This window comes from Streptomyces sp. f51, from assembly GCF_037940415.1.
Classification (GTDB): domain Bacteria; phylum Actinomycetota; class Actinomycetes; order Streptomycetales; family Streptomycetaceae; genus Streptomyces.
On the sequence record NZ_CP149798.1, the window covers coordinates 949,453 to 972,679 of the forward strand.

22 protein-coding genes are annotated in these 23,227 nt (G+C 73.2%); 8 read left to right on the top strand and 14 right to left on the bottom strand.

The genetic code is table 11. The annotated features are described in order from the left end of the window. Positions 1–173 precede the first annotated feature (173 nt). From WJM95_RS04225 to WJM95_RS04245, 5 genes are all read right to left on the bottom strand, one after another. A complete protein-coding gene (locus tag WJM95_RS04225; RefSeq protein ID WP_339128109.1) occupies positions 174–1,028 on the bottom strand; it encodes an SGNH/GDSL hydrolase family protein in 855 nt (284 codons plus the stop codon). Beyond that, positions 1,025–2,173: a glycosyltransferase gene (locus WJM95_RS04230; protein ID WP_339128110.1), complete on the bottom strand. Its 1,149-nt coding sequence runs from the start codon at positions 2,171–2,173 to the stop codon at positions 1,025–1,027. Before WJM95_RS04230 ends, WJM95_RS04225 begins: the two co-directional genes overlap by 4 nt. Continuing rightward, positions 2,170–3,327: a glycosyltransferase family 1 protein gene (locus WJM95_RS04235; RefSeq protein ID WP_339128111.1), complete on the bottom strand. Its 1,158-nt coding sequence runs from the start codon at positions 3,325–3,327 to the stop codon at positions 2,170–2,172. The genes WJM95_RS04230 and WJM95_RS04235 overlap by 4 nt, the downstream gene beginning before the upstream one ends. 139 nt (positions 3,328–3,466) lie before the next feature. Next, positions 3,467–4,885: a HEAT repeat domain-containing protein gene (locus WJM95_RS04240; protein ID WP_339128112.1), complete on the bottom strand. Its 1,419-nt coding sequence runs from the start codon at positions 4,883–4,885 to the stop codon at positions 3,467–3,469. 300 nt (positions 4,886–5,185) lie between these two features. Beyond that, positions 5,186–5,578: an ankyrin repeat domain-containing protein gene (locus WJM95_RS04245; RefSeq protein ID WP_339128113.1), complete on the bottom strand. Its 393-nt coding sequence runs from the start codon at positions 5,576–5,578 to the stop codon at positions 5,186–5,188. 260 nt (positions 5,579–5,838) lie between these two features. On the opposite strand from WJM95_RS04245, the gene WJM95_RS04250 reads away from it, so the two are divergent. After that, positions 5,839–6,033: a hypothetical protein gene (locus WJM95_RS04250; RefSeq protein WP_037621052.1), complete on the top strand. Its 195-nt coding sequence runs from the start codon at positions 5,839–5,841 to the stop codon at positions 6,031–6,033. A gap of 39 nt (positions 6,034–6,072) precedes the next feature. Beyond that, positions 6,073–7,653 (top strand): hypothetical protein, encoded by a 1,581-nt coding sequence (locus WJM95_RS04255; protein WP_339128114.1) that lies wholly within the window; start codon positions 6,073–6,075, stop codon positions 7,651–7,653. A gap of 252 nt (positions 7,654–7,905) precedes the next feature. On the opposite strand, the gene WJM95_RS04260 is transcribed toward WJM95_RS04255, so the two are convergent. Further along, entirely contained in the window at positions 7,906–9,405 is a 1,500-nt protein-coding gene (locus tag WJM95_RS04260; RefSeq protein ID WP_339128115.1) for a PLP-dependent aminotransferase family protein, read from the bottom strand. 63 nt (positions 9,406–9,468) lie between these two features. Here WJM95_RS04260 and WJM95_RS04265 point away from each other — a divergent pair, with 63 nt between their 5' ends. The 4 genes from WJM95_RS04265 to WJM95_RS04280 all read left to right on the top strand — a co-directional run bounded on the left by WJM95_RS04265 (position 9,469) and on the right by WJM95_RS04280 (position 12,981). Continuing rightward, complete coding sequence (locus WJM95_RS04265) at positions 9,469–10,191, top strand: hypothetical protein (RefSeq protein ID WP_339128116.1); 723 nt, start codon at positions 9,469–9,471, stop codon at positions 10,189–10,191. Continuing rightward, the gene (locus tag WJM95_RS04270; RefSeq protein ID WP_339128117.1) at positions 10,188–10,955 is read left to right on the top strand and encodes a glycerophosphodiester phosphodiesterase; all 768 of its coding nucleotides are present in this window, start codon (positions 10,188–10,190) and stop codon (positions 10,953–10,955) included. The genes WJM95_RS04265 and WJM95_RS04270 overlap by 4 nt, the downstream gene beginning before the upstream one ends. 40 nt (positions 10,956–10,995) lie before the next feature. Continuing rightward, on the top strand, positions 10,996–12,351 hold the full coding sequence (locus WJM95_RS04275) for an MFS transporter (RefSeq protein ID WP_339128118.1): 1,356 nt from the start codon (positions 10,996–10,998) through the stop codon (positions 12,349–12,351). Positions 12,352–12,606: 255 nt separating this feature from the next. Continuing rightward, the gene (locus WJM95_RS04280) at positions 12,607–12,981 is read left to right on the top strand and encodes an RNA polymerase-binding protein RbpA (RefSeq protein WP_003977404.1); all 375 of its coding nucleotides are present in this window, start codon (positions 12,607–12,609) and stop codon (positions 12,979–12,981) included. 213 nt (positions 12,982–13,194) lie between these two features. On the opposite strand, the gene fxsA is transcribed toward WJM95_RS04280, so the two are convergent. The 4 genes from fxsA to WJM95_RS04300 form a co-directional block, all read right to left on the bottom strand. Next, positions 13,195–13,761: an FxsA family membrane protein gene (gene fxsA, locus WJM95_RS04285; RefSeq protein WP_339128119.1), complete on the bottom strand. Its 567-nt coding sequence runs from the start codon at positions 13,759–13,761 to the stop codon at positions 13,195–13,197. 173 nt (positions 13,762–13,934) lie between these two features. Continuing rightward, positions 13,935–14,732 carry a polyprenol monophosphomannose synthase gene (locus WJM95_RS04290; RefSeq protein WP_339128120.1) on the bottom strand — a complete coding sequence of 266 codons (798 nt, stop codon included), beginning with the start codon at positions 14,730–14,732 and terminating at the stop codon, positions 13,935–13,937. Between the two features lie 550 nt (positions 14,733–15,282). Next, positions 15,283–16,899 carry an amidohydrolase gene (locus tag WJM95_RS04295; protein WP_339128121.1) on the bottom strand — a complete coding sequence of 539 codons (1,617 nt, stop codon included), beginning with the start codon at positions 16,897–16,899 and terminating at the stop codon, positions 15,283–15,285. A 123-nt stretch (positions 16,900–17,022) separates the two neighbouring features. After that, positions 17,023–17,463 carry an Lrp/AsnC family transcriptional regulator gene (locus WJM95_RS04300; RefSeq protein WP_037621061.1) on the bottom strand — a complete coding sequence of 147 codons (441 nt, stop codon included), beginning with the start codon at positions 17,461–17,463 and terminating at the stop codon, positions 17,023–17,025. A 268-nt stretch (positions 17,464–17,731) separates the two neighbouring features. On the opposite strand from WJM95_RS04300, the gene WJM95_RS04305 reads away from it, so the two are divergent. Both WJM95_RS04305 and WJM95_RS04310 read left to right on the top strand, forming a co-directional pair. Further along, positions 17,732–18,166 (top strand): hypothetical protein, encoded by a 435-nt coding sequence (locus WJM95_RS04305; RefSeq protein WP_339128122.1) that lies wholly within the window; start codon positions 17,732–17,734, stop codon positions 18,164–18,166. 299 nt (positions 18,167–18,465) lie between these two features. Continuing rightward, positions 18,466–18,864 carry a hypothetical protein gene (locus tag WJM95_RS04310; RefSeq protein ID WP_339128123.1) on the top strand — a complete coding sequence of 133 codons (399 nt, stop codon included), beginning with the start codon at positions 18,466–18,468 and terminating at the stop codon, positions 18,862–18,864. Here the strand turns inward: WJM95_RS04310 and WJM95_RS04315 are convergent. The 4 genes from WJM95_RS04315 to WJM95_RS04330 all read right to left on the bottom strand — a co-directional run bounded on the left by WJM95_RS04315 (position 18,827) and on the right by WJM95_RS04330 (position 23,176). After that, positions 18,827–19,999: an acyl-CoA dehydrogenase family protein gene (locus tag WJM95_RS04315; protein WP_339128124.1), complete on the bottom strand. Its 1,173-nt coding sequence runs from the start codon at positions 19,997–19,999 to the stop codon at positions 18,827–18,829. The genes WJM95_RS04310 and WJM95_RS04315 overlap by 38 nt on opposite strands. 271 nt (positions 20,000–20,270) lie before the next feature. Then, the gene (locus WJM95_RS04320; RefSeq protein ID WP_339128125.1) at positions 20,271–20,930 is read right to left on the bottom strand and encodes a TetR/AcrR family transcriptional regulator; all 660 of its coding nucleotides are present in this window, start codon (positions 20,928–20,930) and stop codon (positions 20,271–20,273) included. A 135-nt stretch (positions 20,931–21,065) separates the two neighbouring features. After that, on the bottom strand, positions 21,066–21,212 hold the full coding sequence (locus WJM95_RS04325; RefSeq protein WP_339128126.1) for an SCO1431 family membrane protein: 147 nt from the start codon (positions 21,210–21,212) through the stop codon (positions 21,066–21,068). A gap of 611 nt (positions 21,213–21,823) precedes the next feature. Then, a complete protein-coding gene (locus WJM95_RS04330) occupies positions 21,824–23,176 on the bottom strand; it encodes a peptidase C39 family protein (RefSeq protein WP_339128127.1) in 1,353 nt (450 codons plus the stop codon). Positions 23,177–23,227: the final 51 nt, after the last annotated feature.

The following is a 23,227-nucleotide window of genomic DNA, read 5'->3' on the forward strand; positions in this document are numbered from 1 at the left end:
GGCGCCTCCCCCGGAACGGGACCCGGGTGTCGCCCCACGCGGAAGGACGCAGGTAGCGCCGTACGCGGAAGTACGGGGGAGGCGCCGGGTCCGTATCCGCCCGGCGCCTCCCGCTCCGTCCACGCGCCCCTCGGGCCGCGTCCGCCCGCTCCCCAGGCCGCGTTCCCCGCTCCTCAGGCCGCGTCCGGCCGTTCCGCCGCGGACAGGGCCGCAAGGGCGGACGCGACGGCGTGCGAGGCGCTCAGGTCGAGGCGGGCGCTGGTGCCCCGGGCCCGGTGGCGCACCTCGGACGCGGCGAGGGTGAGCAGCTGGGGCAGCAGGTCGGTGCAGCGCCTGGCCACCCAGCCCGTTCCCGCCGTGGCCAGCCACAGCAGGCTCGCGGCGCGGGTGGGCGCGGGGAACTCGGCCTCGGCCGACGGGCTGCCGCCTTCGGCGAGGCCCTCCTCGGCGAGCAACGCGTGGAAGCGCAGGGCCAGTTGACGGTGACCCAGCTCCCCGGGGTGCAGCCGGTCGGCGCTCCACACGGCGCGGTCCTGGAGCCAGTCCTCCTCGGCGGCGTGCAGATGCATGGCCCCGTGCCGCTTGGAGAGCGCGTGCACCACGGCGTTGACCGCGTGCTGACGCCTGGCCAGCGGACGGGCCAGGGCGCCCGGCAGCCCGAGCATCGAACCGGGATCGGGGAGGCAGGCCGTCAGCACGGTCGCGCCGCGCGCGCGGAAGGCCCCGTACACGGTGTCGAGCCGTTCGGCCACCGAGTGGATGTCGAAGGTGTACCGCAGGGTGTCGTTGACGCCGATCACGACGGAGACGAGGTCGGGCTCCAGGGCGAGCGCCGCCGGGGTCTGCCGCTCCAGGACGTCCCGTGTCTGCGCGCCGCTGACCGCGAGGTTGGTGAACCGCACGGGCGCGTCCGCCGGGGCGAGCCCCGGGGCGAGCAGCTCGGCCCACCCCCGCCACCGGTCCCCCACGGGGTCGCCCACGCCTTCCGTGAGGGAGTCCCCGAGGGCGACGAACCGGACCGGTCTCATGCCACGCCCTCCTGGAGGCGGGTCACGGCCGTCGCGTCGTGCGCGGCGAGGAAGCCCGCCACGGCGGCGTCCCAGCCGAAGCACTCGGCACGCGCGCGTGCGGCCTGCCTGCGTTCACCCTCGGCGCGCGAGAGCAGCAGGCGCACCGCGTCGGCGAAGGAGTCCCCGCTGTCACCGGCGGTGGCTCCTGCGGAGCCGACGATCTCCGGCAGCGCGGAGAGCGCGCTGGCGACGACGGGGGTGCCGCAGGCCATCGCCTCCAGGGCGGCGAGCCCGAAGGTCTCCGCCGGGCCGGGTGCCAGGCACACGTCCGCCGATGCCTGGAGCGACCCGAGCAGGGCACGGTCGCCGACGTGTCCGAGGAAGGTGACGGGCAGCCGGCGCTCCCGGGCGCGCTGCTCGAGCCGGGCCCTGAGCGGCCCGTCTCCCGCGACGACGAGCACCGCCCGCTCACCGCGGCGCAGCAGGGCCTCCAGTGCGTCGAGCGCCGTACCGGGGCGCTTCTCGACCGAGAGCCGGGAGCACATCACGAGCAGGACCTGGTCGGCGCGCGCGTGGCGGGCGCGGAGGGCGGGGTCGCGCAGGGCGGGGTGCCGGTCCACCAGGTCGACGCCCAGAGGGGCGCGTACGACGTTGCGGGCGCCGATCCGCACGAACTCGCGCTCGGCGAACTCCGTGGTGCACACCACACGCGCGTAGGAGTGCGCGGTACGGACGTTGAGGGCGTCGGCGGTGCGGCGGGCCATGGCCTCGGACAGTCCCCAGGTCCGCAGCACGCCGTCGGCGGTCTCGTGGGAGACCATCACGGCGGGCACCCGGGCGCGGCGCGCCCATACCCCGGTCCAGCGCAGGGTGGTGCGGTCGGAGACCTCCAGGCGGTCGGGCGCGAGCGACTCCAGGAGCCGGGCGACCCTCCGTCTGTCGGTGAGGACGCGGTAGCCGCCGGTGCCGGGCAGCAGCGGTCCCGGCAGGGTGATCACCCGTCCCTGCTCGGTGTCGCGGTCGCCGGCCCGTTCGCCGGGTATGACGAGGACCGGTTCGTGACCGGCCGCGCGGTAGCCGGCGCCCAGCTCCCGCAGCGCGGTGCGCAGCCCTCCCGAGGAGGGGGCGACGAAGTTGGCGAGTCGTACGATGCGCAGGCTCATGCCGCCACCAGCTTCCGCGCGGAGAGCACGTCCTCGTAGTGGCCGATGAGCTGGTCGCCCACGGCGGCCCAGGTGCGGCCCTCGACCATGGCGTGCCCCGCGGTGCCGTAGGCAGCCCGCAGCGCGGGGTCGGCGGCCAGGGTGCGCACCGCGTCCCGTACGGCGTCGGCGTCGTGCGGCGGGACCAGCAGTCCGGTGCGTCCGTGGTCGACCAGGTCGAGCGGTCCGCCCGCCGCGGGCGCGACGACGGGCACGCCGCTGGCCATGGCCTCCTGCACGGTCTGGCAGAAGGTCTCGAAGGGGCCCGTGTGCGCGAAGACGTCAAGGGAGGCGAAGATGCGGGCGAGTTCGCCGCCGGTGCGGCGGCCGAGGAAGACGGCGCCGGGGAGCGCGCCGCGCAGGGTGGCCTCGCTGGGTCCGTCGCCGACCACGACGACTTTGACCCCGTCCAGTTCGCAGACCCCGGAGAGCAGTTCTACGTGCTTCTCGGGGGCGAGGCGGCCGACGTAGCCGACGATGAGCTCGCCGTTCGGCGCCAGTTCGCGGCGCAGCGCCGGGTCGCGGTGGGCGGGGCGGAAGCGGGCCGTGTCGACCCCGCGCGCCCACAGCCGCACCCGGGGCACGCCGTGCGCCTCCAGGTCGCCGAGGGCGGCGCTGGAGGGGGCGAGGGTGCGGTCGGCGGCGGCGTGCACCGAGCGGATGCGCCGCCAGGCGGTGCCTTCACCGGCGCTGATGTAGGTGCGGGCGTATCCGGCGAGATCGGTCTGGTAGACGGCCACGGCGGGGATGCCGAGCCGGGCGGCGGCCGCCATGCCGCGGACACCGAGGATGAAGGGGCTGGCCAGGTGGACGATGTCGGCGCGGTGCTCGGTGATCGCCGCGGCGACGCGACGGCTGGGGAGGGCGACGCGCACCTGGGGGTAGCCCGGGAGCGGTATCGAGGGGACACGGACGACCGGGCACGGCGCGAGGGCTTCGGGCCCGGTGGGAGCGCCCGCCTGCTCGGGGAAGGCCGGGGACTTGGGGGAGGTGGCCGGTGCGACGACGAGGGGAGCGTGACCGCGATCGACGAGGTGCCGGGCGGTCTGGAGCGCGCAGTGGGCCACGCCGTTCACATCGGGGGGAAAGGATTCGGTCACGATGACGACACGCATACGGGTGTTCTCGCCCCGCTGGACGTGGCCGCGTCAACGTGGATCTATGCGCGCGATGAACGTCCCGTGAGCGTTGCCCTCCGCCCCCGAGCAGGTCAGCCCCCGTCCACGCGCTCCTGACTCCCGGGTCACCGAACGTTCATACGGCCGGCATGTCGGGCCCGATCCTGCTCCGTACCGCTGTCTGGACTTCGGCCTCCTCGGCCGGATCCGCCGCCAGCCGGCGGAGCTGGTCCACCACGCGCGCGTCACCGGTCTCGGCGTGCCGTGCGGCGATCTCCCGGGTGGTCTCCTCGCAGTCCCAGAGGCATTCGACGGCGAAGCCGGCGGGGAAGGAGGGATCGGTGGCGGCCAGGGCGCGGGCGGCGCGCTGGCGCAGATGCGAGGAGGCGGTCTCGCGGTAGATGTGCCGCAGCACGGGGGCGGCGCAGGCGATGCCGAGCCGTCCGGTGCCGTCGACGAGGGTCCACAGGGTCGGCGCGTCGGGGCCCTCGCCCCGGACCGCCTCGCGCAGGGCCGCCAGGACGAGCTCGCGGTCGTGCGCTCCGCCCCGGCAGGCGAGGACGCGGCCGGCGGCGGCGCCCAGGGCGTCCGGCCGGTGCGCCCAGCCCCGGGCGCGGTCGACGGCGGCGACGCTCCGCATCCGTTCGAAGGCGTCGACGGCGGCCTCGCACACGGCGGCCGAACCGTCCTCGACGGCCGCTTCGATCAGGTCGAGGGCGTCCGGGTCGTTGCCGTCGGCGAGATAACGCAGCGCCGTGCAGCGCGCGCCCTCGCCGCCGCGGCGTGCGGCCTCGACGATCTCGGGGCGGTCCTCGGGTCCGGCGACGGCGGTCAGGCAGCGGGCGGCCGGGACGTGCAGCGCGGCTCCGCGTTCGATGCCCTGCTGGGCCCATTCGAAGACGGCGCCGACGCTCCACCCCGGGCGGGGTCCCGACGGACGCATCTGGCGCTGCCAGCGGTCGAAGGACCCGGCCTCCTGGGCCGCGCGCACACGGGTGGCGACGGAGGGACGGGAGTCGTCGGCCCACAGCCGCCAGGGTCGTGGCTCGAAGGCGTCGCGTACGGCGACGGCGAGGGCGGCCTCGCCCTCCGGGTCGGCCGGGAACCGCGCGAGCACAGGGGCGGCGAGGGCGCGCAGGCCCGCGTCGTCGTCGCGCAGGGCCAGTTCGTCCAGGGCCCAGGCCCAGTTGGAGCCGGCCGCGGCGTACCTGCGCAGCAGGTCGAGCGCGTCCCGCCGGCCGTAGGAGGCGAGGTGCCCGAGGACCGCGAGGGCGAGCCCCGTGCGTGACTCGCAGTCGTCGAGGATGTCCTCGGCGTCGAAGAGGTGCCGCTCGATCTCGTCGAGCTCGCCGCTCAGGTCGAGGTAGAGACGGGCGTAGTACAGGGAGCGGTTCTCCACCTGCCAGTCGTGGCGGGGGTCCCTGAGGACACAGTGGTTCAGTGCCGCGAGCGCCTCGGCCCGCGGTGCGGTGAGCGCGTGCAGCGTGCCGTCGCCGCGGCCCCTCTGGAGCAGGCCGAGCAGGGTACCGCTGGGCGCTATGACCGGATCGAACATGGGAAACAGCCTCACATCAAGCGTCGACGCAACCGGGATCCTGCATTACCTGGCCGCGTGACAACACGTCGGGGCGCCCGCCGTCTCTTGCTTGCTGTAGACCATCTTCCTCTGCCTCTCGTCGGTGGCCCATGCGGGCCGAGTCACGGCCCGCGCGGTGCGGCAACATCTGCCCAGCCATCGCGTCCGTGAATCACGTCGTCATGATGACCCGGTCGTTCTTCCTGCCGCGACCGTATTTCCGGCGGCCCCGTTCCGCCTCCCTTTTTTCCTGCGTTTCGCCTGGTCAGAGCGTTCGATTCATGACGTGCCGAACAATTCGAGCAGGTCCGTCTTGGCGAACATGCGGGCCGTGTCCACGGCCGACGGGGTGCCCGCGGCCGGATCGGCTCCGGCGGTCAGGAGGACCCGGATGACGGCCTCCTCGCCCTTGAAGACGGCCCCCGCGAGAGGGGTCTGGCCGCGGTCGTTGATCCGGTCGGCCTCGGCGCCCCGGTCCAGCAGGGCACGGACCGCCCCGGCGTGACCGTGGTAGGCCGCGAGCATCACGAGCGAGTCGCCGCGGTCGTTGGTGAGGTCGGCCGGAACACCCGCGTCCACGTAGGCCACGAGCGCCTCCGTCTCACCGCGTCGCGCCAGATCGAAGATCTTGGTCGCGAGCTCCACGACCTCGGGGTCGGGGGCTTCGCTCATCTGCCGGACCGCCTCTCACTGCAACCGTTCGGGTGAATCGACAGCGTACTGGCTCCGGCGGCACATGACAGGCATCCTCCGCGGCAAAGATCACAAAGTGCGCATCGGGCGCAACAGGGCAGCTCAGACGGCGCAAGACGGCTCCGTCGCCCGAGTGAAATCAGCCGCTTTTCACCCGCTTGCACCTTTTATCGTATGGATACATGCTGTGATCCTGGGACAACTCATGGTGACCGTCCCCACGAACCAGGAGAGCTCAAATGATTCTGTCCATGTCCGGCGTCGTCCTTCTCGGCATCATCGTCTTCCTCTTCTTCAAGAAGGACGGACTGAAGGCGTCGCACGCCCTGGTGGCCGCGCTCTTCGGCTTCTACCTCGCGAGCACCGCCATCGCACCGAGCATCAAGGCCGGCGGGGAGAGCCTGGCGGGCCTCCTCGGCGGGATCAAGTTCTGACGTCGTCCCCCACCTCGTACGCACCTTCAGGAGACAGCAGTGGCACGGCGCCCTCTCCCCCGCATCCTCAGCAACGGCACCGCACAGATCGCCAAGAGCAGGGAGCTGGCCCGGACGGCAGCCGACAGCGCCACCGATGTCCTCCATCCACTGATCACGGTCACCCGTGGACTGCGCCGGCTGGCAGCCGCCGGACGGCGCAAGTGGGCCGCCACTCCCAAGGACCGGCGCGGACCGCTGCTGTTCCTGGTGGCCTCGGTCGTCCTGATCGTGGCCCTGGTGCCGTACGGACCGCTGCTCGCCGTCATCACTCTGATGGCGGCGGCGGCATGGACCGGTCGCGAGCGCACCCCACCGCCCGCGACCGGCCCTGACGAGGCGCAGATCGGGCGTCTCCAGTCCCTCTACGAGGCGCTCGTCCCCTACTTCTCCGCGGCCGACGACCCGGCTCCCCTGTACGCCCACGGCGGCGACTGGGAGAAGGCGTTCGCCTCGTACGACTTCGACGACGACGGACGGATCTCCCGTCTGCTCGTCCACTACCCGGCGTACTTCACGGACGGCGAGGCGGACTCCCGTGCCCGCATCGAGCAGTTGCTGCACGCCAAGTCGGGCCGAGGCCGTGAGTACCACTTCGACTGGGACGAGGAGGGCAACGAACTCACCGTCACGGTCCTGCCGCCGCTGCCCACCGACATCGCCGCCCAGCGCTTCGTCACCGCGCCCGGCGAGACGGTCCTCGGATTCACCGATCCGGGCGACGTCCAGCGCACGCTTCCCCTCACCCACGGGGAGGAGCGGCGCGACGTCCCTCCGGTCGTCTGGCGCACGGGCGTCCGCTCGACCGAGCCGCACCTGCTGATCACCGGCGAACCGGGCGCCGGCACGACCACACTCCTGCGCTCCATCGCCTTGCAGGCCCTCCAGTACGGGGATGTCGTCGTCGTCGACGGCGGAGGCACCGGCGAGTACGCGTGTCTGACCGGGCGCGAGGGCGTCCTGGCCGTCGAGTGCTCGACGGGCGGGGCGCTGGCCAGTCTGGAGTGGGCGGCGCACGAGACCGAGCGGCGGCTGATCGCCGCGAACCGCGCACGGCAGTCCGGACACCCCGCCCCCGACGACATCAGGAACCCGCTGTGGATCCTGCTGGACCGGCCCGGCGCGCTCGGCCATCTGGCCGCCGCCGACGGACGCGAGGACCCGCTGTCCCTGCTCCAGATCCCGCTGCGGCACGGACGCGCGGCGGGCGTCACGGTCGTGGTCGCCGAGCATGTCGAGAACCTGGACTCCGTCGGGGAGGCGGTGCACCAGCACACCCGCGCGCGCGTGGTGCTCGGCGCCGTCCCGGCGGCTCAGCTCGAAGCGGTGCTGGGCGCTCCTCCGCACACCACCCCGACCCGGGACGTGCCGCCCGGCCGCGGCTACGCCCGCCTGGGCACCGGGCCCGTGCTGCGGCTCCAGGTCCCGGCCACGCCCGACCCCTACGACGAGGCCACGAGCGAGGCGCAGCGGCGGGCGGTCCTCGACCTGCTGCCGGAACGGACGACCCCGGGCGACGCGGCCGAAGCACCCCCGCCCGAGGTCGCCGGGATCGCCGGGGCCGTGGTGGCGGAGGGGTAGGGACTCCGCCCCGAGGTCCGCGTGAACAGGAGAGGGGCCGGAACCCGGACGGGTTCCGGCCCCTTCGCGTCACGCGACGAACGCCCGGTGCCGTCGGCGTACAGGAGGAATCCCGGACCCGGCCGGCCTCCGGCCGCGAACACCCGGGCCCGGCCGGCCTCGGGCCGTGAATACCCGGGCCCGTGCAGTGCATCACGGCCCAGGTCGGAGCCGGCCGGTGCATCACGGTCCGGGCCCCCGGCCCCTCCGGTGTCACGCCACGAACGTGCGGGGCGCGTCCTCTCCTCCGTTGACTCCCGTCTCGACCAGCCGGGCGGCCGCGGCCAGGCGGGCCGCCGCCTCGTCCGCCACCGCGCCGCCCACCGTGAACGGCAGCCGCACATAGCCCTCGAAGGCGCCGTCCACCCCGAACCGGGGCCCCGAGGGCACCCGTACGCCCACGCGCTCGCCGACCTCGGCCAGCCGCGACCCGGACAGACCGCCCGTACGCACCCACAGCGTCAGACCGCCGCGCGGCACGGTGAACTCCCACCGGGGCAGCTCCCTGCGCAGGGCCGCCACGAGGGCGTCACGGTTCTCGCGCGCCTGGCCCCGCCGGATGTCGACGGCCTGCTCCCAACCCCCCGTGCTGAGGAGCCAGTTCACGCCGAGCTGCTCCAGCACGGGCGTGCCGAGGTCGGCGTAGGCGCGCGCGGCGACCAGGCTGCGGATGACGTCGGGGGCGGCCCGCACCCAGCCGATCCGCATGCCCGCCCAGAACGCCTTGCTCGCCGAGCCCACGGTGATCACGGTCGAGCCGGCCGGGTCGAAGCCGCACACGGGGCGCGGCATCTCCAGCCCCTCGTCCAGGTGCAGCTCGCTCATCGTCTCGTCGACGACGAGCACCGTTCCGGCCGAGCGCGCCGCGTCCACGAGCCCGCGCCGCTGGTCCTCGCCGGCGAGCGCGCCGGTGGGATTGTGGAAGTCGGCGACGACGTACGCGAGGCGGGGCGCCGCGTCGCGCAGGACCTGGCGCCAGCGGTCCATGTCCCAGCCGGCCAGCCCCTCGGCCATCGCGACCGGCACCAGCCGGGCACCGGCCTCCCGCATCAGCTGGAGGATGTTGGCATAGGAAGGGGACTCCACGGCGATGCGCTCGCCGCGGCCCGCGAAGAGATGACAGATCGCGTCGATCGCGCCCATCGCGCCGGTGGTCACCATGATCTGCTCGGGCATGGTCGGGATACCGCGTGCCGTGTACCGCTCCGCGAGCATGGCGCGCAGCGCGGGAAGGCCGGCGGGGTAGTCGCCGTGCGTGTGCGCGTACGGCGGCAGTTCCTCCAGGGCGCCCTGGACGGCACGGGTCAGCCACGGCTCGGGCGCGGGCAGCGCCGCGCAGCCGAGGTCGATCATCGAGCCGAGGGTCTCGGGCGGCAGCGGCTCGAGACCACGTGCGGGCAGCGGATTGCCGGCGGGGACCGCGGTCCAGCTGCCCGCTCCGCGGCGCGACTCCAGGAACCCCTCCGCGCGCAGCGCCTCGTAGGCCGCGGCGACGGTCGTACGGCTGACGGACAGGGCCAGCGCCAGCTCCCGTTCGGCGGGCAGACGGGCGGCGACCGGCACCCGGCCTTCGAGCACGAGCAGCCGCACCCCGTCGGCGAGCGCGCGATACGCCGGCGGACGGCGGGTCCCCGGCCCGGCCGGCCGCTCCTGCTGCGAGTTGAGGAGCCGGGCCAGCTGGGCGGCCCCCACCGCCGAAGTCCACTGCGCCATGATTCCAGTCCACCTTCCCCGAATTGGCCATGGATGTAGCCACTTCTCACGCCACAGAGTGTCATGCGCCAGGCCACTTCCACCACTGAGGGGCATCCCGTGTCCACACCTTCCGAGTCCGCACCCGCCGGGGGTCCCGGTTCCGGGCGGCTTCCCCGCCGCCTCGTCCAGCTCTACATCGGGCTCGCCGTGTACGGCGCGAGCGCGGCGTTCATGGTGGAGGCGGGCTTCGGCCTGGAGCCGTGGGGCGTCCTGCACCAGGGCCTCGCCGAGCGGACCGGCCTGACGATCGGTGTCGTGTCGATCATCGTGGGGGCGGCGGTGCTGCTCCTGTGGATCCCGCTGCGCCAGCGGCCCGGCCTCGGCACCGTCTCCAACGTGTTCGTGGTCGGCCTCGCCATGGACGGCACGCTCGCGCTGGTCCCCGACGTCCACTCCCTGGCCGTGCGGATTCCGCTGCTGGTGGCGGGCGTGGTGCTGAACGGCGTGGCCACGGGTCTGTACATCTCGGCCAGCTTCGGCCCGGGGCCCCGCGACGGTCTGATGACGGGACTGCACCGGCGTACGGGCCGCTCGGTCCGTCTCGTGCGCACCGTCCTCGAAGTGGCCGTCGTCGTGACCGGCTTCGCGCTCGGCGGCACGGTCGGGATCGGCACGGTGCTCTACGCCGTCGCCATCGGCCCGCTGGCCCAGTTCTTCCTGCGGGTGTTCGCCGCCCGTCCGGAACCGGCCGTCAGCGCCGTTGTCGCCCCGGGTCAACCCGAGCACGCCATACTGCCCGGGTGAGTACGCGCACCCTTCACCCCTACCTCGACCACCCCGGCCCGATCCCCTTCGCGCACCGCGGCGGGTCGGCGGACGGCCTGGAGAACACCCTGGCGCAGTTCCGGCGGGCGGTGGACGCCGGATACCGCTACATCGAGACCGACGTGCACGCCACGGCGGACGGCAGGCTGGTCGCCTTCCACGACACGACCCTGGACCGGGTGACCGACGGCGCGGGCAGGATCGCCGACCTTCCCTGGGAGGACGTGCGCCAGGCGCGCGTGGCGGGCGAGGAGCCCGTCCCCCTCTTCGAGGAACTGCTCGAGGAACTCCCCGACGTGCGCTGGAACATCGACGTCAAGGCCGAGCCGGCCCTTCTGCCGCTGCTCGACCTGATCGGCCGCACGGACGCCTGGGACCGGATCTGCGTCGGCTCGTTCTCGGAGGCCCGCGTGACCCGGGCGCAGCATCTCGCCGGTCCGCGCCTCGCGACCTCGTTCGGTACCCGGGGGGTGCTCAACCTGCGGCTGCGCTCCTGGGGCGTGCCGGCCGCGGTGCGCCGCTCCGCGGTCGCGGCCCAGGTTCCGGAGACCCAGTCGGGTGTGCCGGTCGTCGACCGCCGCTTCGTGCGGGCCGCCCACGCGCGCGGGCTCCAGGTCCACGTGTGGACCGTGAACGAATCGGAACGCATGCACCGGCTCCTGGACCTGGGAGTCGATGGCATCATGACCGATCACATCGACACACTGCGCAAGGTCCTGGAAGACCGGGGCACCTGGTTCTGAGCCTCCTCGCGCGGTCCGTTCACGGGGAAGCGAGGCACGGGTGAGCACGGACACCGTGCGGGCGGGGGCGGCCGACGAGGCCGCGGAGCGCCGGCGAGAACAGCGCGGCTGGTACTTCTACGACTGGGCCTGCTCCGTCTATTCGACGAGCGTGCTCACCGTGTTCCTCGGCCCCTATCTGACGGCGGTGGGCAAGCACGCGGCGGACGCGGACGGGTTCGTCCATCCGCTGGGGATACCGCTGCGCGCCGGTTCCTTCTTCGCGTACGCGGTCTCCGCCTCGGTCATCCTCTCCATCGTCGTGATGCCGATGGCGGGCGCCGCCGCCGACCGCAGCGGCCGCAAGAAGCCGCTGCTCGCGGCCGCGGCCTATCTGGGCGCGGCGGCCACCACTGGCATGTTCTTCCTCGACGGCGACCGCTATCTGCTGGGCGGGCTGCTCCTGATCGTCGCGAACGCCTCGCTGGCCGTCTCGATGGTCCTGTACAACTCCTACCTCCCGCAGATCGCCCCGCCGGAGGAGCGCGACGCGGTCTCCTCCAAGGGCTGGGCCTTCGGGTACGCGGCGGGCTCGCTGGTGCTGGTGGGGAACCTGGTCCTGTTCACCGCCCATGACAGTTTCGGCGTCTCCGAGTCGACCGCCGTGCGCATCTGCCTGGCCTCGGCGGGTGTCTGGTGGGGCGCCTTCACGCTCGTACCGCTGAAGCGGCTGCGCGACCGCCGGGCGCCCGCGGCCTCCGCCGGACAGGCGTCCGCGCACGGATGGCGGCAACTGGCCGCCACGGTGCGGGACATGCGCCGCCAGCCCCTCACGCTCTCGTTCCTGCTCGCCTACCTCATCTACAACGACGGCATCCAGACGGTCATCTCGCAGGCCTCGGTCTACGGCTCCGAGGAGCTGGGCCTCAGCCAGTCGACCCTGATCACCGCCGTACTCCTGGTCCAGGTGCTCGCGGTCGGGGGCGCACTGGGCATGGGCCGGCTGGCTCGTACCCACGGCGCCAAACGCACCATTCTCGGCTCACTCGTCGCCTGGACGCTGACCCTCGCCGCCGGGTTCTTCCTGCCCGCGGGCGAGCCCGTGTGGTTCTTCGTCCTGGCCTGCTGCATCGGGCTGGTCCTCGGAGGCAGTCAGGCGCTGTCGCGGTCGCTGTTCTCGCACCTCGTGCCGAGCGGCAAGGAGGCCGAGTACTTCTCCGCCTACGAGATGAGCGACCGCGGGATGAGCTGGCTCGGCCCGCTGCTGTTCGGCCTGACCTACCAGCTGACGGGAAGCTACCGGGACGCGATCATCTCGCTCGTGGTCTTCTTCGTCATCGGCTTCGTCCTGCTCGCGCGCGTTCCGGTGCGCCGGGCGGTGCGGGACGCGGGCAATCCCGTACCCGAGATGATTTAGCGTCCGGGGCCAAAGAGCGGTAGTGTACGCGTTTGGCCTGCCTGCCGTACCGTTACTGCGCGTCAATGATACTGAAGCGTTGGGTGACATCTGATGCCAGATGTGACAAAGCGGGCGACGGTGGGTACAACAAGGGGCGGCTACGACGGCGACGCATGACCCACAACGGGAATCTTTACCGCCGACCGGACGTTGACCGGATGACGACGACAGCGACACCTGTCCTGTGGGCGACAAGCCCGGGAGGCACGATTCATGAGTGAGCGAGCTCTTCGCGGCACACGCCTCGTAGTGACCAGCTATGAGACGGACCGCGGCATCGACCTGGCCCCGCGCCAGGCCGTGGAGTACGCATGCGAGAAGGGGCACCGGTTTGAGATGCCCTTCTCGGTGGAGGCCGAAATTCCGCCGGAGTGGGAGTGCAAGGTCTGCGGGGCCCAGGCACTTCTCGTCGACGGCGACGGCCCTGAGGAAAAGAAGGCGAAGCCCGCGCGCACGCACTGGGACATGCTGATGGAGCGGCGCACTCGCGAGGAGCTCGAAGAGGTCCTCGAGGAGCGTCTGGCCGTTCTTCGCTCCGGCGCGATGAACATCGCGGTGCATCCGCGGGACAGCCGCAAGTCCGCCTGACCCCTTACGGGGTCGAGCGGCATACACCGCACGCCGAGACCGCGGGCACCGTACATCAGGTACGGGGCCCGCGGTCTCGTGCGTTCCGGTGCACCCGCATGAGGGCGACGCGGGTGAAGACCGTGAGGTGGACCCCTGTGAACGCGAATCCGCCGGATCCCGGACCGCGTCACGGTCCGGGATCCGGCGGAACGACTGCCGCGGCGGGACGCCCTAGCGGTTAAGGGGCGGATAGTGGCCTCCGGGCTCGCTCGGGGTCTCGTCCCTGATGACCTCGCCCTGGACCACCTTGCCGTCGGGACGGTGCATACGGGCCTGCTGGAAGGCGTCGCCGACGGAACCGGGGGTGGCCAGCCGCACCTTGCGCTCGAAGGCGCCCTGCGCGGAGCGGCTGACGATCTTCTGGACCGGCGGGACCAGCAGGAGCAGGCCGATCGCGTCGGAGATCAGCCCCGGGATCATCAGGAGCAGACCGCCGAGCATCGTCAGGCCGTTGCCCCGACCGCTCTCGCCCGGGGCGGCCGCACCGCCCTGCGCCTGCTGGAGCGTCTGGCTCAGATTCCGGAAGGCGCGCCGGCCGGCCCGCTTGATGACCACGGCGCCGAGGACGAACCCGGCGACCAGCAGCAGGAACACCGTGAAGCCGCTCGTGGCCCGCGCGACGAGCGTCAGCAGCCAGATCTCCAGCACCAGCCACACGGCGACACCGAGCGGCAGGAAGGTGCGCAACCGCGAGCGCCGCGGGCGGGAGGATGTGGGGGTGGGAACGCCTGTCGTCATGCTCCCAGTGTGCCTGGGCGCACCTCAATTCGGGATAAGCGGACGCTCAATCCGCGTGGGGGCCGTCGGCCCCGCCGTGCGGACACCGCTCGCGGCCCACACAGCAGTACGGGCCCATCGGTCCCTCCTGTCGCCAGGAGGGGCCGGTGGGCCCGCACGATGTCGCGATGACGTCAGGACGACCGCTTGCGGCGGGCGGTGAACTTGCCGACCCGCTCGCCCACACCCCACGTGGTGACGCGCCACAGCGCCTCCACGAGGATGTCGCGGCTCATCTTGGAGTCGCCCAGTTCGCGTTCCACGAAGGTGATCGGGACCTCGACGACGTGGTAGCCGGCCTTCACCGCGCGACGGGCGAGGTCGACCTGGAAGCAGTAGCCCTGAGAGGCGACCTCGCTGAGGCCGAGGCCTTCGAGGGTCTCGCGGCGGAAGGCGCGGTAGCCGCCGGTCACGTCCCGGATCGGTACGTCGAGCAGGACGCGGGAGTAGAGGCTGCCTCCGCGCGAGATGAACTCGCGGGACTTGGGCCAGTTCACCACGCGGCCGCCCGGAACCCAGCGCGAGCCGAGGACGAGGTCGGCGCCCTTGAGCGCGGTCAGCAGGCGGGGAAGCTCCTCCGGCTGGTGCGAGCCGTCGGCGTCCATCTCGACGAGGACGCCGTAGCCGTTGTCCAGACCCCAGCGGAACCCGGCGAGGTAGGCGGCGCCGAGCCCTTCCTTGCCCTTGCGGTGCAGGACCTGGACGTTCTCGTCCTCGGCGGCCAGCTCGTCCGCGAGCTTGCCCGTCCCGTCGGGGCTGTTGTCGTCCGCCACCAGCACGTGCGCCTCGGGCACGGCGGATCGCACCCGGCCGACGATCTTCTTGATGTTCTCCGCCTCGTTGTAGGTCGGAATGATCACCAAGGCCGTGCCGAGCGGGCCGAACCGCCTCCCCTGGGCTTCCGCCGCGAGGGTCCCGTCGCCGTCGTTCACTGCTGCCCCTTCGTATCCGTACGCAGAGGTCCACCATAGTGCGCCCGGCCTGCGTCGCCGCGTCGCGGGGCCCCTACGGGGGTGTCGATTCGCCAAGAGAGGGGTAAGAGCGGACGCGCGGGACCGGACATCGCGTCCCGCGGTGTGCTGCGGATCGGGGCCCGGCGCCCTTCGGGCCGACCTGGGACCCGCTGGCTGCGGGTCGACCGAAAGCCGTTGTCTACTGAACGTCCGGGCCCCACCCGGGTCGCACCTGCCGACGTGTCGGAACGTTCCCTCGCCTCGTGGCGCCGGCGCTGGGCCTGGCTCTCCAGTGGCCGGTGCGCCGGTGCGGCGCACCACCCCTGACCCAGCGGCGCCTCGAGGCCGTCGGAAGTTCCCCGGTCGGCCGTCCGGTGGTGGACGGGCAGAACCTACCCGCCCCCTGCGGCAGGCTGTCAACACTGGCTTGATCTGCGCCTTTCCCGGGAAACCCCAGGTCAGAGCCGAGGATGCGCAGGTGGAACCTCGGGGTGCCGGGCCCCGGAAGCGCACCCGGCACCCCGGGACATCACTCGTTAGGCCGTACGAATACCGTGCGCCCGCCGACCACGGTGCGCAGGCAGACGGGCAGGTCGCCGCCGGGAGTCAGATCGGGCAGTCCCGGAGTGCCGGAGCGGGGGTCGGTCGACCAGCGCGCGACCCGGTCGTCGGGGGCCTGGACGACGAGGTGGCCGGTGCGCCACACCGCGTAGTCCGCGGGCGCGCCCGGCACCAGGACACCCGCGTCGTCGCGGCCGACGGCCCGCCAGCCGCCCCGGGTGTGGGCGGTGAAGGCCGCCCGCACGGACACGCGATGACCGGGCGTGCGGTGGAAGGCCGCCGCGCGCACCGTGCCCCACGGGTCGAGCGGGGTCACCGGGCTGTCGGAGCCGAAGGCCAGGGGCACGCCGGCGCGCAGCAGGGCGGCGAACGGGTTGAGAGTGCGGGCCCGGTCGGTGCCGAGCCGCTGGGCGTACATGCCGTCCTCGCCGCCCCACAGGGCGTCGAAGGCGGGCTGTACGGAAGCGGTGAGGCCGAGCTCGGCGAAGCCCGCGACGGTCTCCGGGGTGAGCATCTCGGCGTGCTCGACGCGGTGCCGGGCGGCGCGTACGCGGGCGAGGCCGACCTTCTCTGCGGCGGCGCGGACACCCGCGACCACGGAGGCCACCGCGGCGTCCCCGATCGCGTGGAAGCCCGCCTGGAGGCCCGCCTCGGTGCAGGCCACCACGTGCTCGGCGACGGCGTCCGCGTCGAGGTGGACGATTCCCGTGTGGTCCGCGTCCTGGTAGGGCTCGTGGAGACAGGCGGTGTGCGAGCCGAGGGAGCCGTCGACGAACAGGTCGCCGGCGGCGCCGACGGCTCCGAGGGCCCGTGCCTTCTCGACGTCGCGGTCGGCCCAGTAGCCGACGACGCGCGGTCCCGGCTCCTCCGCGGCGAGCCGCAGCAGGCCGGTGAAGTCGTCCTCGGAGGAGATCTCGGGGCCCGCGCACTCGTGCACGGAGCCGATGCCGAGCGAGGCGGCGTGGGCGAGCGCGGCGCGCTGGGCCTCGGTGCGCTGCTCCGCTCCGACGGCGCCGAGGGCGGCGGCGCGCACGGCGTGGTGGGCGTCGCGGGTCAGGGGGCCGTCGGCCGCGTACCCGGCGAGCGCGGTGACACCGGGGACCAGGTCGAGGAGCGCGGTGGTGGCCACGGCGGAGTGGACGTCGATGCGGGAGAGGTAGAGCGGGCGTCCGCCGGTCGCGGCGTCGAGCTCGGTGCGGGCCGGGGGCCGGCCGCCGGGCCAGCGGGCCGCGTCCCAGCCGTGGCCGAGGAGGACCCGGTCGCCGGGACGGCCTGCGGCGAAGTCGCGCACGAGGGCGAGGGCCGCTTCGAGGGTCGGCGCGCCGGACAGGTCGAGGCCGGTGAGCGCGAGCCCGGTGGCGGTGGTGTGCACGTGCGCGTCGGTGAACGCCGGGGTGACGAGGGCGCCTTCGAGGTCGACGACCTCGTCGACGCCGTCGGCGAAGGCGTCGGCGGCGCCTTCCGAGCCGACCCAGGCGACCTGGCCGCGTTCCACGACCATGGCGGTGGCGAAGGGGTCGGCGGGACTGTGGACTTCTCCACCGCGCAGCAGCACGGTGTCCGACGGGGCGGTGCTCTCACTCATGGGAACAGTCTCGCGCCTGCCGACGTCCGGTCGTCGCCCGGGTGGGGCCGACACGGCGCGGCGGGCGGACCGGCCCGCCCGATCGGGTGCCCGCGCTCCGGCGGGTTCGCCGGAGCGAACTCCTCAGATGCGGGGCGGACGGGACTCGTACGGTGTCGACAGGACGACCGTGGTGCGCGTGGACACGCCCGCGAGCGCCCGCAACCGGCCGAGGAGTTCCTCCAGTTCGTGCGGGGTCGAGACACGCACCTTGAGGATGTAGTTCTCGTCGCCCGCGACGCTGTGGCACGCCTCGATCTCCGGTACGCCGGCGAGGCGTTCGGCGATGTCGTCGGGGGCGCTCGGGTCGAACGGCTTCACCGAGATGAAGGCGGTAAGGGGCAGCCCGACGGCCTCCGGGTCGACGACCGCGGCGTAACCCCGGATGACGCCGCGCTGTTCGAGGCGGCGCACCCGCTGGTGCACGGCGGACGTGGACAGGCCCGTGGCCTTGCCCAGGTCGGTGTAACTCATCCGCCCGTCTGCGACGAGCAGCTGCACGATCTGTCGGTCCAGCTCCTCCATGGCGCAAGAACCTACAGGGCCGCCGACACCGCCGGATACCTCAGCGGTGCAGGTCATAACCGCTTTGTGATGTGGCATGGTCGCGGTGACCCGTCCGTCGGCCCCCGGTTTTCCGCCAGGTGGGCACCTGCGGGCGGCATGTGACGAAGGACACATGAATGCAACCGGGTCCGCCGGGTTCGCGTGATTACCGCGGAGACGGGACGGGAAGTGCTTGCTGTGGTCGAGGTCGCAGCGCCTTGTCGGCCCACCCGAGGGGGAGAATCCCATGCAGAGTCTTAAGCGCCCTGGTCGTACCGCGCCCAAGCGGCAGCAGGCCGTTCTCGAACCCGAGCCGGAGGGTGTCGAATCCGACGCCCTGGACGGCGAGGAGTTCGACGCGTACGACACTTTCGAGATGTACCGGGTCATCTGCCCGGACTGCGCGCAGCCCATCGCGCTGCTGGCGGACGAGGAGTTCCTGCCGGAGCACGCCCTGTGCGCCTCCCCGTGGAACCCGTTCGGACTCACCGTCTGTTCGGGCACGGGCCGCGCGGCCGCCGAGGCGCCCTCCGCGGACGACACCGCGGAGCCCCAGCAGCAGGACACCGCCCTCCTGTTGACGCTCCCTCAGGGACTGAACTGGCGCACACAGCCGTTCTCCCACGTGGGCGGTCCCGGCTCGGTCCCCATGCGGGTCTCGGAGTTGCGGCGCGCGGCCTGACGGCCCGGCGCGTCGAGCGGGTCGGGCCCGCTTCGTCCCCGTAACCGCCCCGCACCACGGCCCGCGGACCGCCGTGGTGCGGGAGCAGTGCGTCCGGGTCCGGGAGCACGGTGTACGCGCCCGGTCGACCACGCGTCTCAATACGCCTGAACGCAGCGGCAGTTCGCTCACCGCCACGTTCGGACGGACGCCGAGGCCGACGATCACCGGGGGCCCGAGGCTCGCAGGGGTTCCGTCATGGACACACGCCCGATTCCGTGGGCGGGTGACCTGTCCGCCCGCCCGCACGTTGCCCCGGTATGAGCCCCACACCTTCCGCGACCGGGCACAGGCGCCGGATCCTCGTACCGGCTCCGGCGGTTCACTGGGTACCGCCGCCACCGCCGGCCCCGCCCGCCCAGGACCCGCCCATCTACCGCGCCCTGATGCGCGCCTGGGCGGACCGCGGGCGGACCCTGCCGGGGCACCACGACCCCGAGTGGGCGCGTCTGGCGGCGCCTTCGGTGATGTACGGGTACGCGCAGTTGGGCGGCGCGCTCACGGAACCGCGTACGGAGGAACGCTTCGCCCCGGGCCGGGCCCCGCACGGCGACGGGCGCTTCGGCGCGTCCCGGGATCCGCGGAACGAGTTCGGGATCGGCGCGGACCCGCTCGGCGACCTCAGCGCTCCTCGGGACCCACGAGGTGCCGCGCGATGACCATGCGCTGGATCTGATTGGTGCCCTCGACGATCTGGAGCACCTTGGCCTCGCGGAGGTACCGCTCGGCCGGGAAGTCGGCGGTGTACCCGTAGCCGCCCAGGATCTGGGCGGCGTCCGTGGTGACCTTCATGGCCCCGTCCGTGCACAGGAGTTTGGCCATGGCCGCCTGCCGGGAGAAGGGCCGGCCCGCGTCGCGCAGCCGGGCGGCGGCCAGACAGAGCGCCCGGCCGGCCTCGATCCGGGTGGCCATGTCCGCGAGCATGAAGCGCAGTCCCTGGAAGTCCGCGATCCGCCGCCCGAACTGGCGCCGTCCGGTGGCGTACGCGACGGCCTCGTCCAGCGCGGCCTGGGCCAGACCCGTGGCGCAGGCCGCGATCCCGAGGCGCCCCGAGTCCAGAGCCGACAGTGCGGTCTCGAAGCCCCGGCCCTCTCCGCCGAGCAGGCGGTCGCCTGCGACCCGTACGCCGTCGAAGTGGACCTGGGCGGTCGGCGAGCCCTTCATGCCCATCTTCCGCTCGGGCGGCGAGGCGCTCAGCCCCTCCGCGTCCCCGGGCACCAGGAAGGCCGTGATGCCGTGGGCGCCCTCGGCGCCCGTCCTGGCGAACACCGTGTAGAAGTCGGCCACCCCGCCGTGCGTGGTCCACGCCTTGGTGCCGGTGACGATCCAGTCGTCACCCCGCCGTTCCGCCCTCGTCCGCAACGAGGCGGCGTCGGAGCCCGAGGACGGCTCGGAGAGGCAGTACCCGCCGAGCAGACCGCCGCCGAGCATGGCGGGCAGATGCGTGGCCCGCTGCTCCTCGGTCCCCGTGTGCGCCAGCGCGTGGCAGGCCAGGGTGTGGACGCTGACGCCGAGGCCGACGGTGAGGCGGGCCATGGCCAGCTCTTCGAGGACCTGGAGGTAGACCTCGTACGGCTGGCCGCCGCCACCGTGGGCGGGGTCGTAGGGCAGACCCAGCAGTCCGGACTCCGAGAGCAGGACGAAGAGTTCGCGCGGAAAGCGCCCGGCGTCCTCCTCCTCGGCCGCCCTGGGCGCGATCTCGCGCCGGGCCAGGTCACGGACGAGCGCGATCAGGTCCCGGGCCTCGTCACTGGGCAGCTGACGGTCCACCGGTCGCACGGCGCGATCGGGCACGGTGGCGCTCCTCACTGGTCGGCCACGGTGGCGAACGCCCGCCAGGGGACGGCGCCGCCGGTCTCACCCGGCCCCGCCGATGCTCCCGGTCCAGGTCGCGGAACCCGGCGGACACGTCACGTGGCGCCGGGAGTACGCCCGAACGGAGGCACCCCGCGCCGGATGACGGGCGGTCACCGGCGGGGCGCGGTCCCGGTCACGTCCGCGAGCCGAGGGACCGGGCAGCTGGTCTGAACCATTGACAGTATGGTCCAGTCCTCATACGGTGCGATCAGTCGTCCCGCCGGGCGTCGGGCGGGGCCGCGTAGGACGGGTCGATCTCCTCGACGGCGCGCATCGCACCCCCCAGCATCTTCACGAGCAGTTCGCGCATCGTGTCGCGCGGCAGGGCGGGACGGTCGATCCAGTCGAGGGTGGCGCCCTCCACGCTGTGCAGCCAGCCGAGAAGGGCGACGCGCGGCAGCGGTCCGACCCTGCGCCGGCCGTACGCTCCCTCGGCGATCGTCGCGACGATCGCCTCGCGCACGCCTTCGCGTATCGCCTGCACCTCGGCGTCGAAGCCGACGCCGCCGGCGATGATCGTGCGATAGGCGGCCTGGTTGTGCTCGGCGTAGCGGAGATAGCCGTCGATCGTGCGATGGACGCGCTCCACCCCGGGCAGCTCCAGACCGTCGGCGGCCCGCGAGACCAGGTCAGCGACGGAGTCCTCGACGATGGCGAGGTAGTAGCCGCGCTTGGACTTGAAGTAGTAGTAGATCAGCCCCTTGGCGACATGCGCCTGCCGCGCGATGTCGTCCATCGACAGCGCGTCGTACGAGGTGTCGGCGAACAACTTCCGCCCGATGGCGATGAGTTCGGCGCGGCGCGCCAATGAACGGTCGGTGCCCCGCGCCCGGGGACGGTCGACCTCGCGTTGTTGACTATTATTCAATTCCGGCCCTGGTCTCCAACTGCCGACGGACAAGCGCAGTATGGCAGAACCGTGCCGACCGTCATCCGGGGGCGATCCGCGCCCGGGCGGTCCCGGCCGGCGCCGGGGAACGGCCTGGAGACGCCGGGGAACGGTCTAGAGCAGACCGAGCTGTGTCACCAGCATCGCCACGACCACCACGAAGATCCAGCCCAGGACGTGTTCGAGGATCTTCGGGCCGTCGCCCCCTGGGCCTCCGGTGCGGTCACGGAGACGGGCGGCGGTGGCGGAACTCGCGGTCATGGCATCTCGCTGACGTAGTGGTGCGGTGGCGTCCCCCCGCCTGCCGTCGGCTCCCCACCGACCCGACCACCTTGCCACCGGAGCCGTGGGCGACGGTAGAGACCCCGGTCACGTCCGCGATCCGGCGGGTGCCGGAGCCCCGTGCGGCGCGCCGGGCACGCGTCCCGTGTGCCGATCGTCACAGGGTCACGGCCGGCCGGATGCTCCCCTCGGGAAGCCCCGGCCGTCCCGGTGGCCCACAGCCGACGACCCGAAACCTGCGACCCCCGACCCGCGGAAGCCCGACCTGCGGGTGCCCGGCCTGCGGGAGCGCGGCCTGCGGGAGCCCGGCCTGCGAAGGTCCGACCCGCGGGAAGCCGGCCCTGCGGAAGACCGGTCCGCAGGAGCCCGGCCCGCGGAGGACCGGCCCGCACGAACCCGACCCGCGACGGCCCGACCCGAGCAGAACCGGCCCGCAGGAGCCGGGACCGCGGAGGCCCGACGCGGAAGACGGGCCCCGAGGGTCCGGCCTACGGAGAACCGGCCCGCACGAACCCACCCGCGAAGGCCCGACCCGCAGAGAACCGGCCCGCACCAACCCGACCCGCGACGGCCCGGGGTCGGGCCTCACCTCACCGGACGCCCACCGCCGCGAGCGCCTTGCGCTGGCGGGCCGACGGGTGCGCCGGGAAGTACAGGTAGCAGACGCCGCCGGTGCCGGAGACGACCTTCCCCGAGGCGTTGTAGCGCTTGGTCCGCAGCCAGATGTTCTCCCACTCGGCGCGCTTGTAGACCCTGCGCACCGCGTCGTCGCCGGGCGACGCCGGGTCGTTGGCGATCACGTCGCCGTCCGCGGTGAACCCTATGACCGTCATGAGATGGCCCGAGGTGCCGTAACCCGCGCCCGTCAGCTCGGTCTTGAGGAACGACTGGGACGTTATGGCCGGGATGCCCGCGGCGATCAGCGTCTCCAGGTCGGTCAGCGAGCCGAGCCGGGTCACCACACCCTGGAGGTCCTTGTACGTGGCCGCGTAGGCGGCGTTGAAGGGCCAGTTGCCGCAGCCCGCGTACTGGTAGTCGTAGGTGGAGCGGGCGGCGAGACACACCTGCGGGTCGGCGTACGCCGGGTCGACCCAGGCGAGCTGCTCCGCGGTGGGCCTGCGCCCCCAGTACTCGATGATCATCTGCGAGGAGGTGGGGCTGCACCAGGCCTCGCCGCCGTTGTCGTACTCCGGGTACTGGCCGGCGTGGATCTCCTGCGAGTAGCGCGGGACGTTCAGCTCCTGGGCGAGGCCCGGGGCGGAGGCGGGGACGGTGAAGCGGTCCGGGATGTCGGAGCCCATCGCGCCCAGCCGCCACACCGTGGGCGTGGTCCTGGTGCCCGGGGTGCGGTAGAGCGTCAGCCGCAGCCGGTAGGAGACCAGGCGCAGGCCCGAAGCGGCGTCGTCGACGGAGAAGGTGTCCGTCCAGATCGTGCTGCGGCCGTCGGTCTGGCCGTCCACCGAGGTGCGCCGGATGTCCTGGTCGCCGGAGGCCCAGCGGCCCATCACGTACCAGGGCGTGGCCGTGCCGTCGGAGTAGGTGCCGGTCAGCTCGACCTGGAGCCAGCTGCCGGCCGGGGTGTGCGCGTTCCAGGAGGCGATGACCTCCGTGGCGGGAACCGCGAGCCGGTGGACCGGCGAGGTCCAGGTCGCGTACTCCCAGGTGGCCGTCCTGCCGGTGTGCGGGTCGGTGTAGTCCGTCGTGCCGGCCGGCGCCACGATCACCAGGCCGGGGCGGACACCCGGAACGGCCCGCGTTCCCTGCGCGCCGCCCGACCGCCAGTCGCTGTACGAGGTCCAGGCACGGTTGTCGACGAGACCGCCGGGCGCTCTGGTCCGGCGCGCCGCGGCGGCGGCCGGCGGCCCCGCGGCTCCCACCGCCGCCGCGGCGGCGACCGCGGCGGCCAGAACGATTCTGCGGGACGGCTGTTCGGCTCTGCTCATGGGTGGAGAACCCCCAGGGGTGTCCGTGACGGGCGGGCCCAATGCTCTGTC

Bases quoted from the DNA above. Each gene is read 5' to 3' on its own strand.
- WJM95_RS04305 (WP_339128122.1), top strand. From the start codon at position 17,732: ATGCAGAGTCTTAAGCGCCCTGGTCGTACCGCGCCCAAGCGGCAGCAG.
- WJM95_RS04310 (WP_339128123.1), top strand. From the start codon at position 18,466: ATGAGCCCCACACCTTCCGCGACCGGGCACAGGCGCCGGATCCTCGTA.
- fxsA (WP_339128119.1), bottom strand. From the start codon at position 13,761: ATGACGACAGGCGTTCCCACCCCCACATCCTCCCGCCCGCGGCGCTCG.
- WJM95_RS04295 (WP_339128121.1), bottom strand. From the start codon at position 16,899: ATGAGTGAGAGCACCGCCCCGTCGGACACCGTGCTGCTGCGCGGTGGA.
- WJM95_RS04330 (WP_339128127.1), bottom strand. From the start codon at position 23,176: ATGAGCAGAGCCGAACAGCCGTCCCGCAGAATCGTTCTGGCCGCCGCG.
- WJM95_RS04225 (WP_339128109.1), bottom strand. From the start codon at position 1,028: ATGAGACCGGTCCGGTTCGTCGCCCTCGGGGACTCCCTCACGGAAGGC.
- WJM95_RS04260 (WP_339128115.1), bottom strand. From the start codon at position 9,405: ATGGCGCAGTGGACTTCGGCGGTGGGGGCCGCCCAGCTGGCCCGGCTC.
- WJM95_RS04265 (WP_339128116.1), top strand. From the start codon at position 9,469: ATGCGCCAGGCCACTTCCACCACTGAGGGGCATCCCGTGTCCACACCT.
- WJM95_RS04245 (WP_339128113.1), bottom strand. From the start codon at position 5,578: ATGAGCGAAGCCCCCGACCCCGAGGTCGTGGAGCTCGCGACCAAGATC.
- WJM95_RS04235 (WP_339128111.1), bottom strand. From the start codon at position 3,327: ATGCGTGTCGTCATCGTGACCGAATCCTTTCCCCCCGATGTGAACGGC.
- WJM95_RS04280 (WP_003977404.1), top strand. From the start codon at position 12,607: ATGAGTGAGCGAGCTCTTCGCGGCACACGCCTCGTAGTGACCAGCTAT.
- WJM95_RS04240 (WP_339128112.1), bottom strand. From the start codon at position 4,885: ATGTTCGATCCGGTCATAGCGCCCAGCGGTACCCTGCTCGGCCTGCTC.
- WJM95_RS04325 (WP_339128126.1), bottom strand. From the start codon at position 21,212: ATGACCGCGAGTTCCGCCACCGCCGCCCGTCTCCGTGACCGCACCGGA.
- WJM95_RS04250 (WP_037621052.1), top strand. From the start codon at position 5,839: ATGATTCTGTCCATGTCCGGCGTCGTCCTTCTCGGCATCATCGTCTTC.
- WJM95_RS04300 (WP_037621061.1), bottom strand. From the start codon at position 17,463: ATGGAGGAGCTGGACCGACAGATCGTGCAGCTGCTCGTCGCAGACGGG.
- WJM95_RS04230 (WP_339128110.1), bottom strand. From the start codon at position 2,173: ATGAGCCTGCGCATCGTACGACTCGCCAACTTCGTCGCCCCCTCCTCG.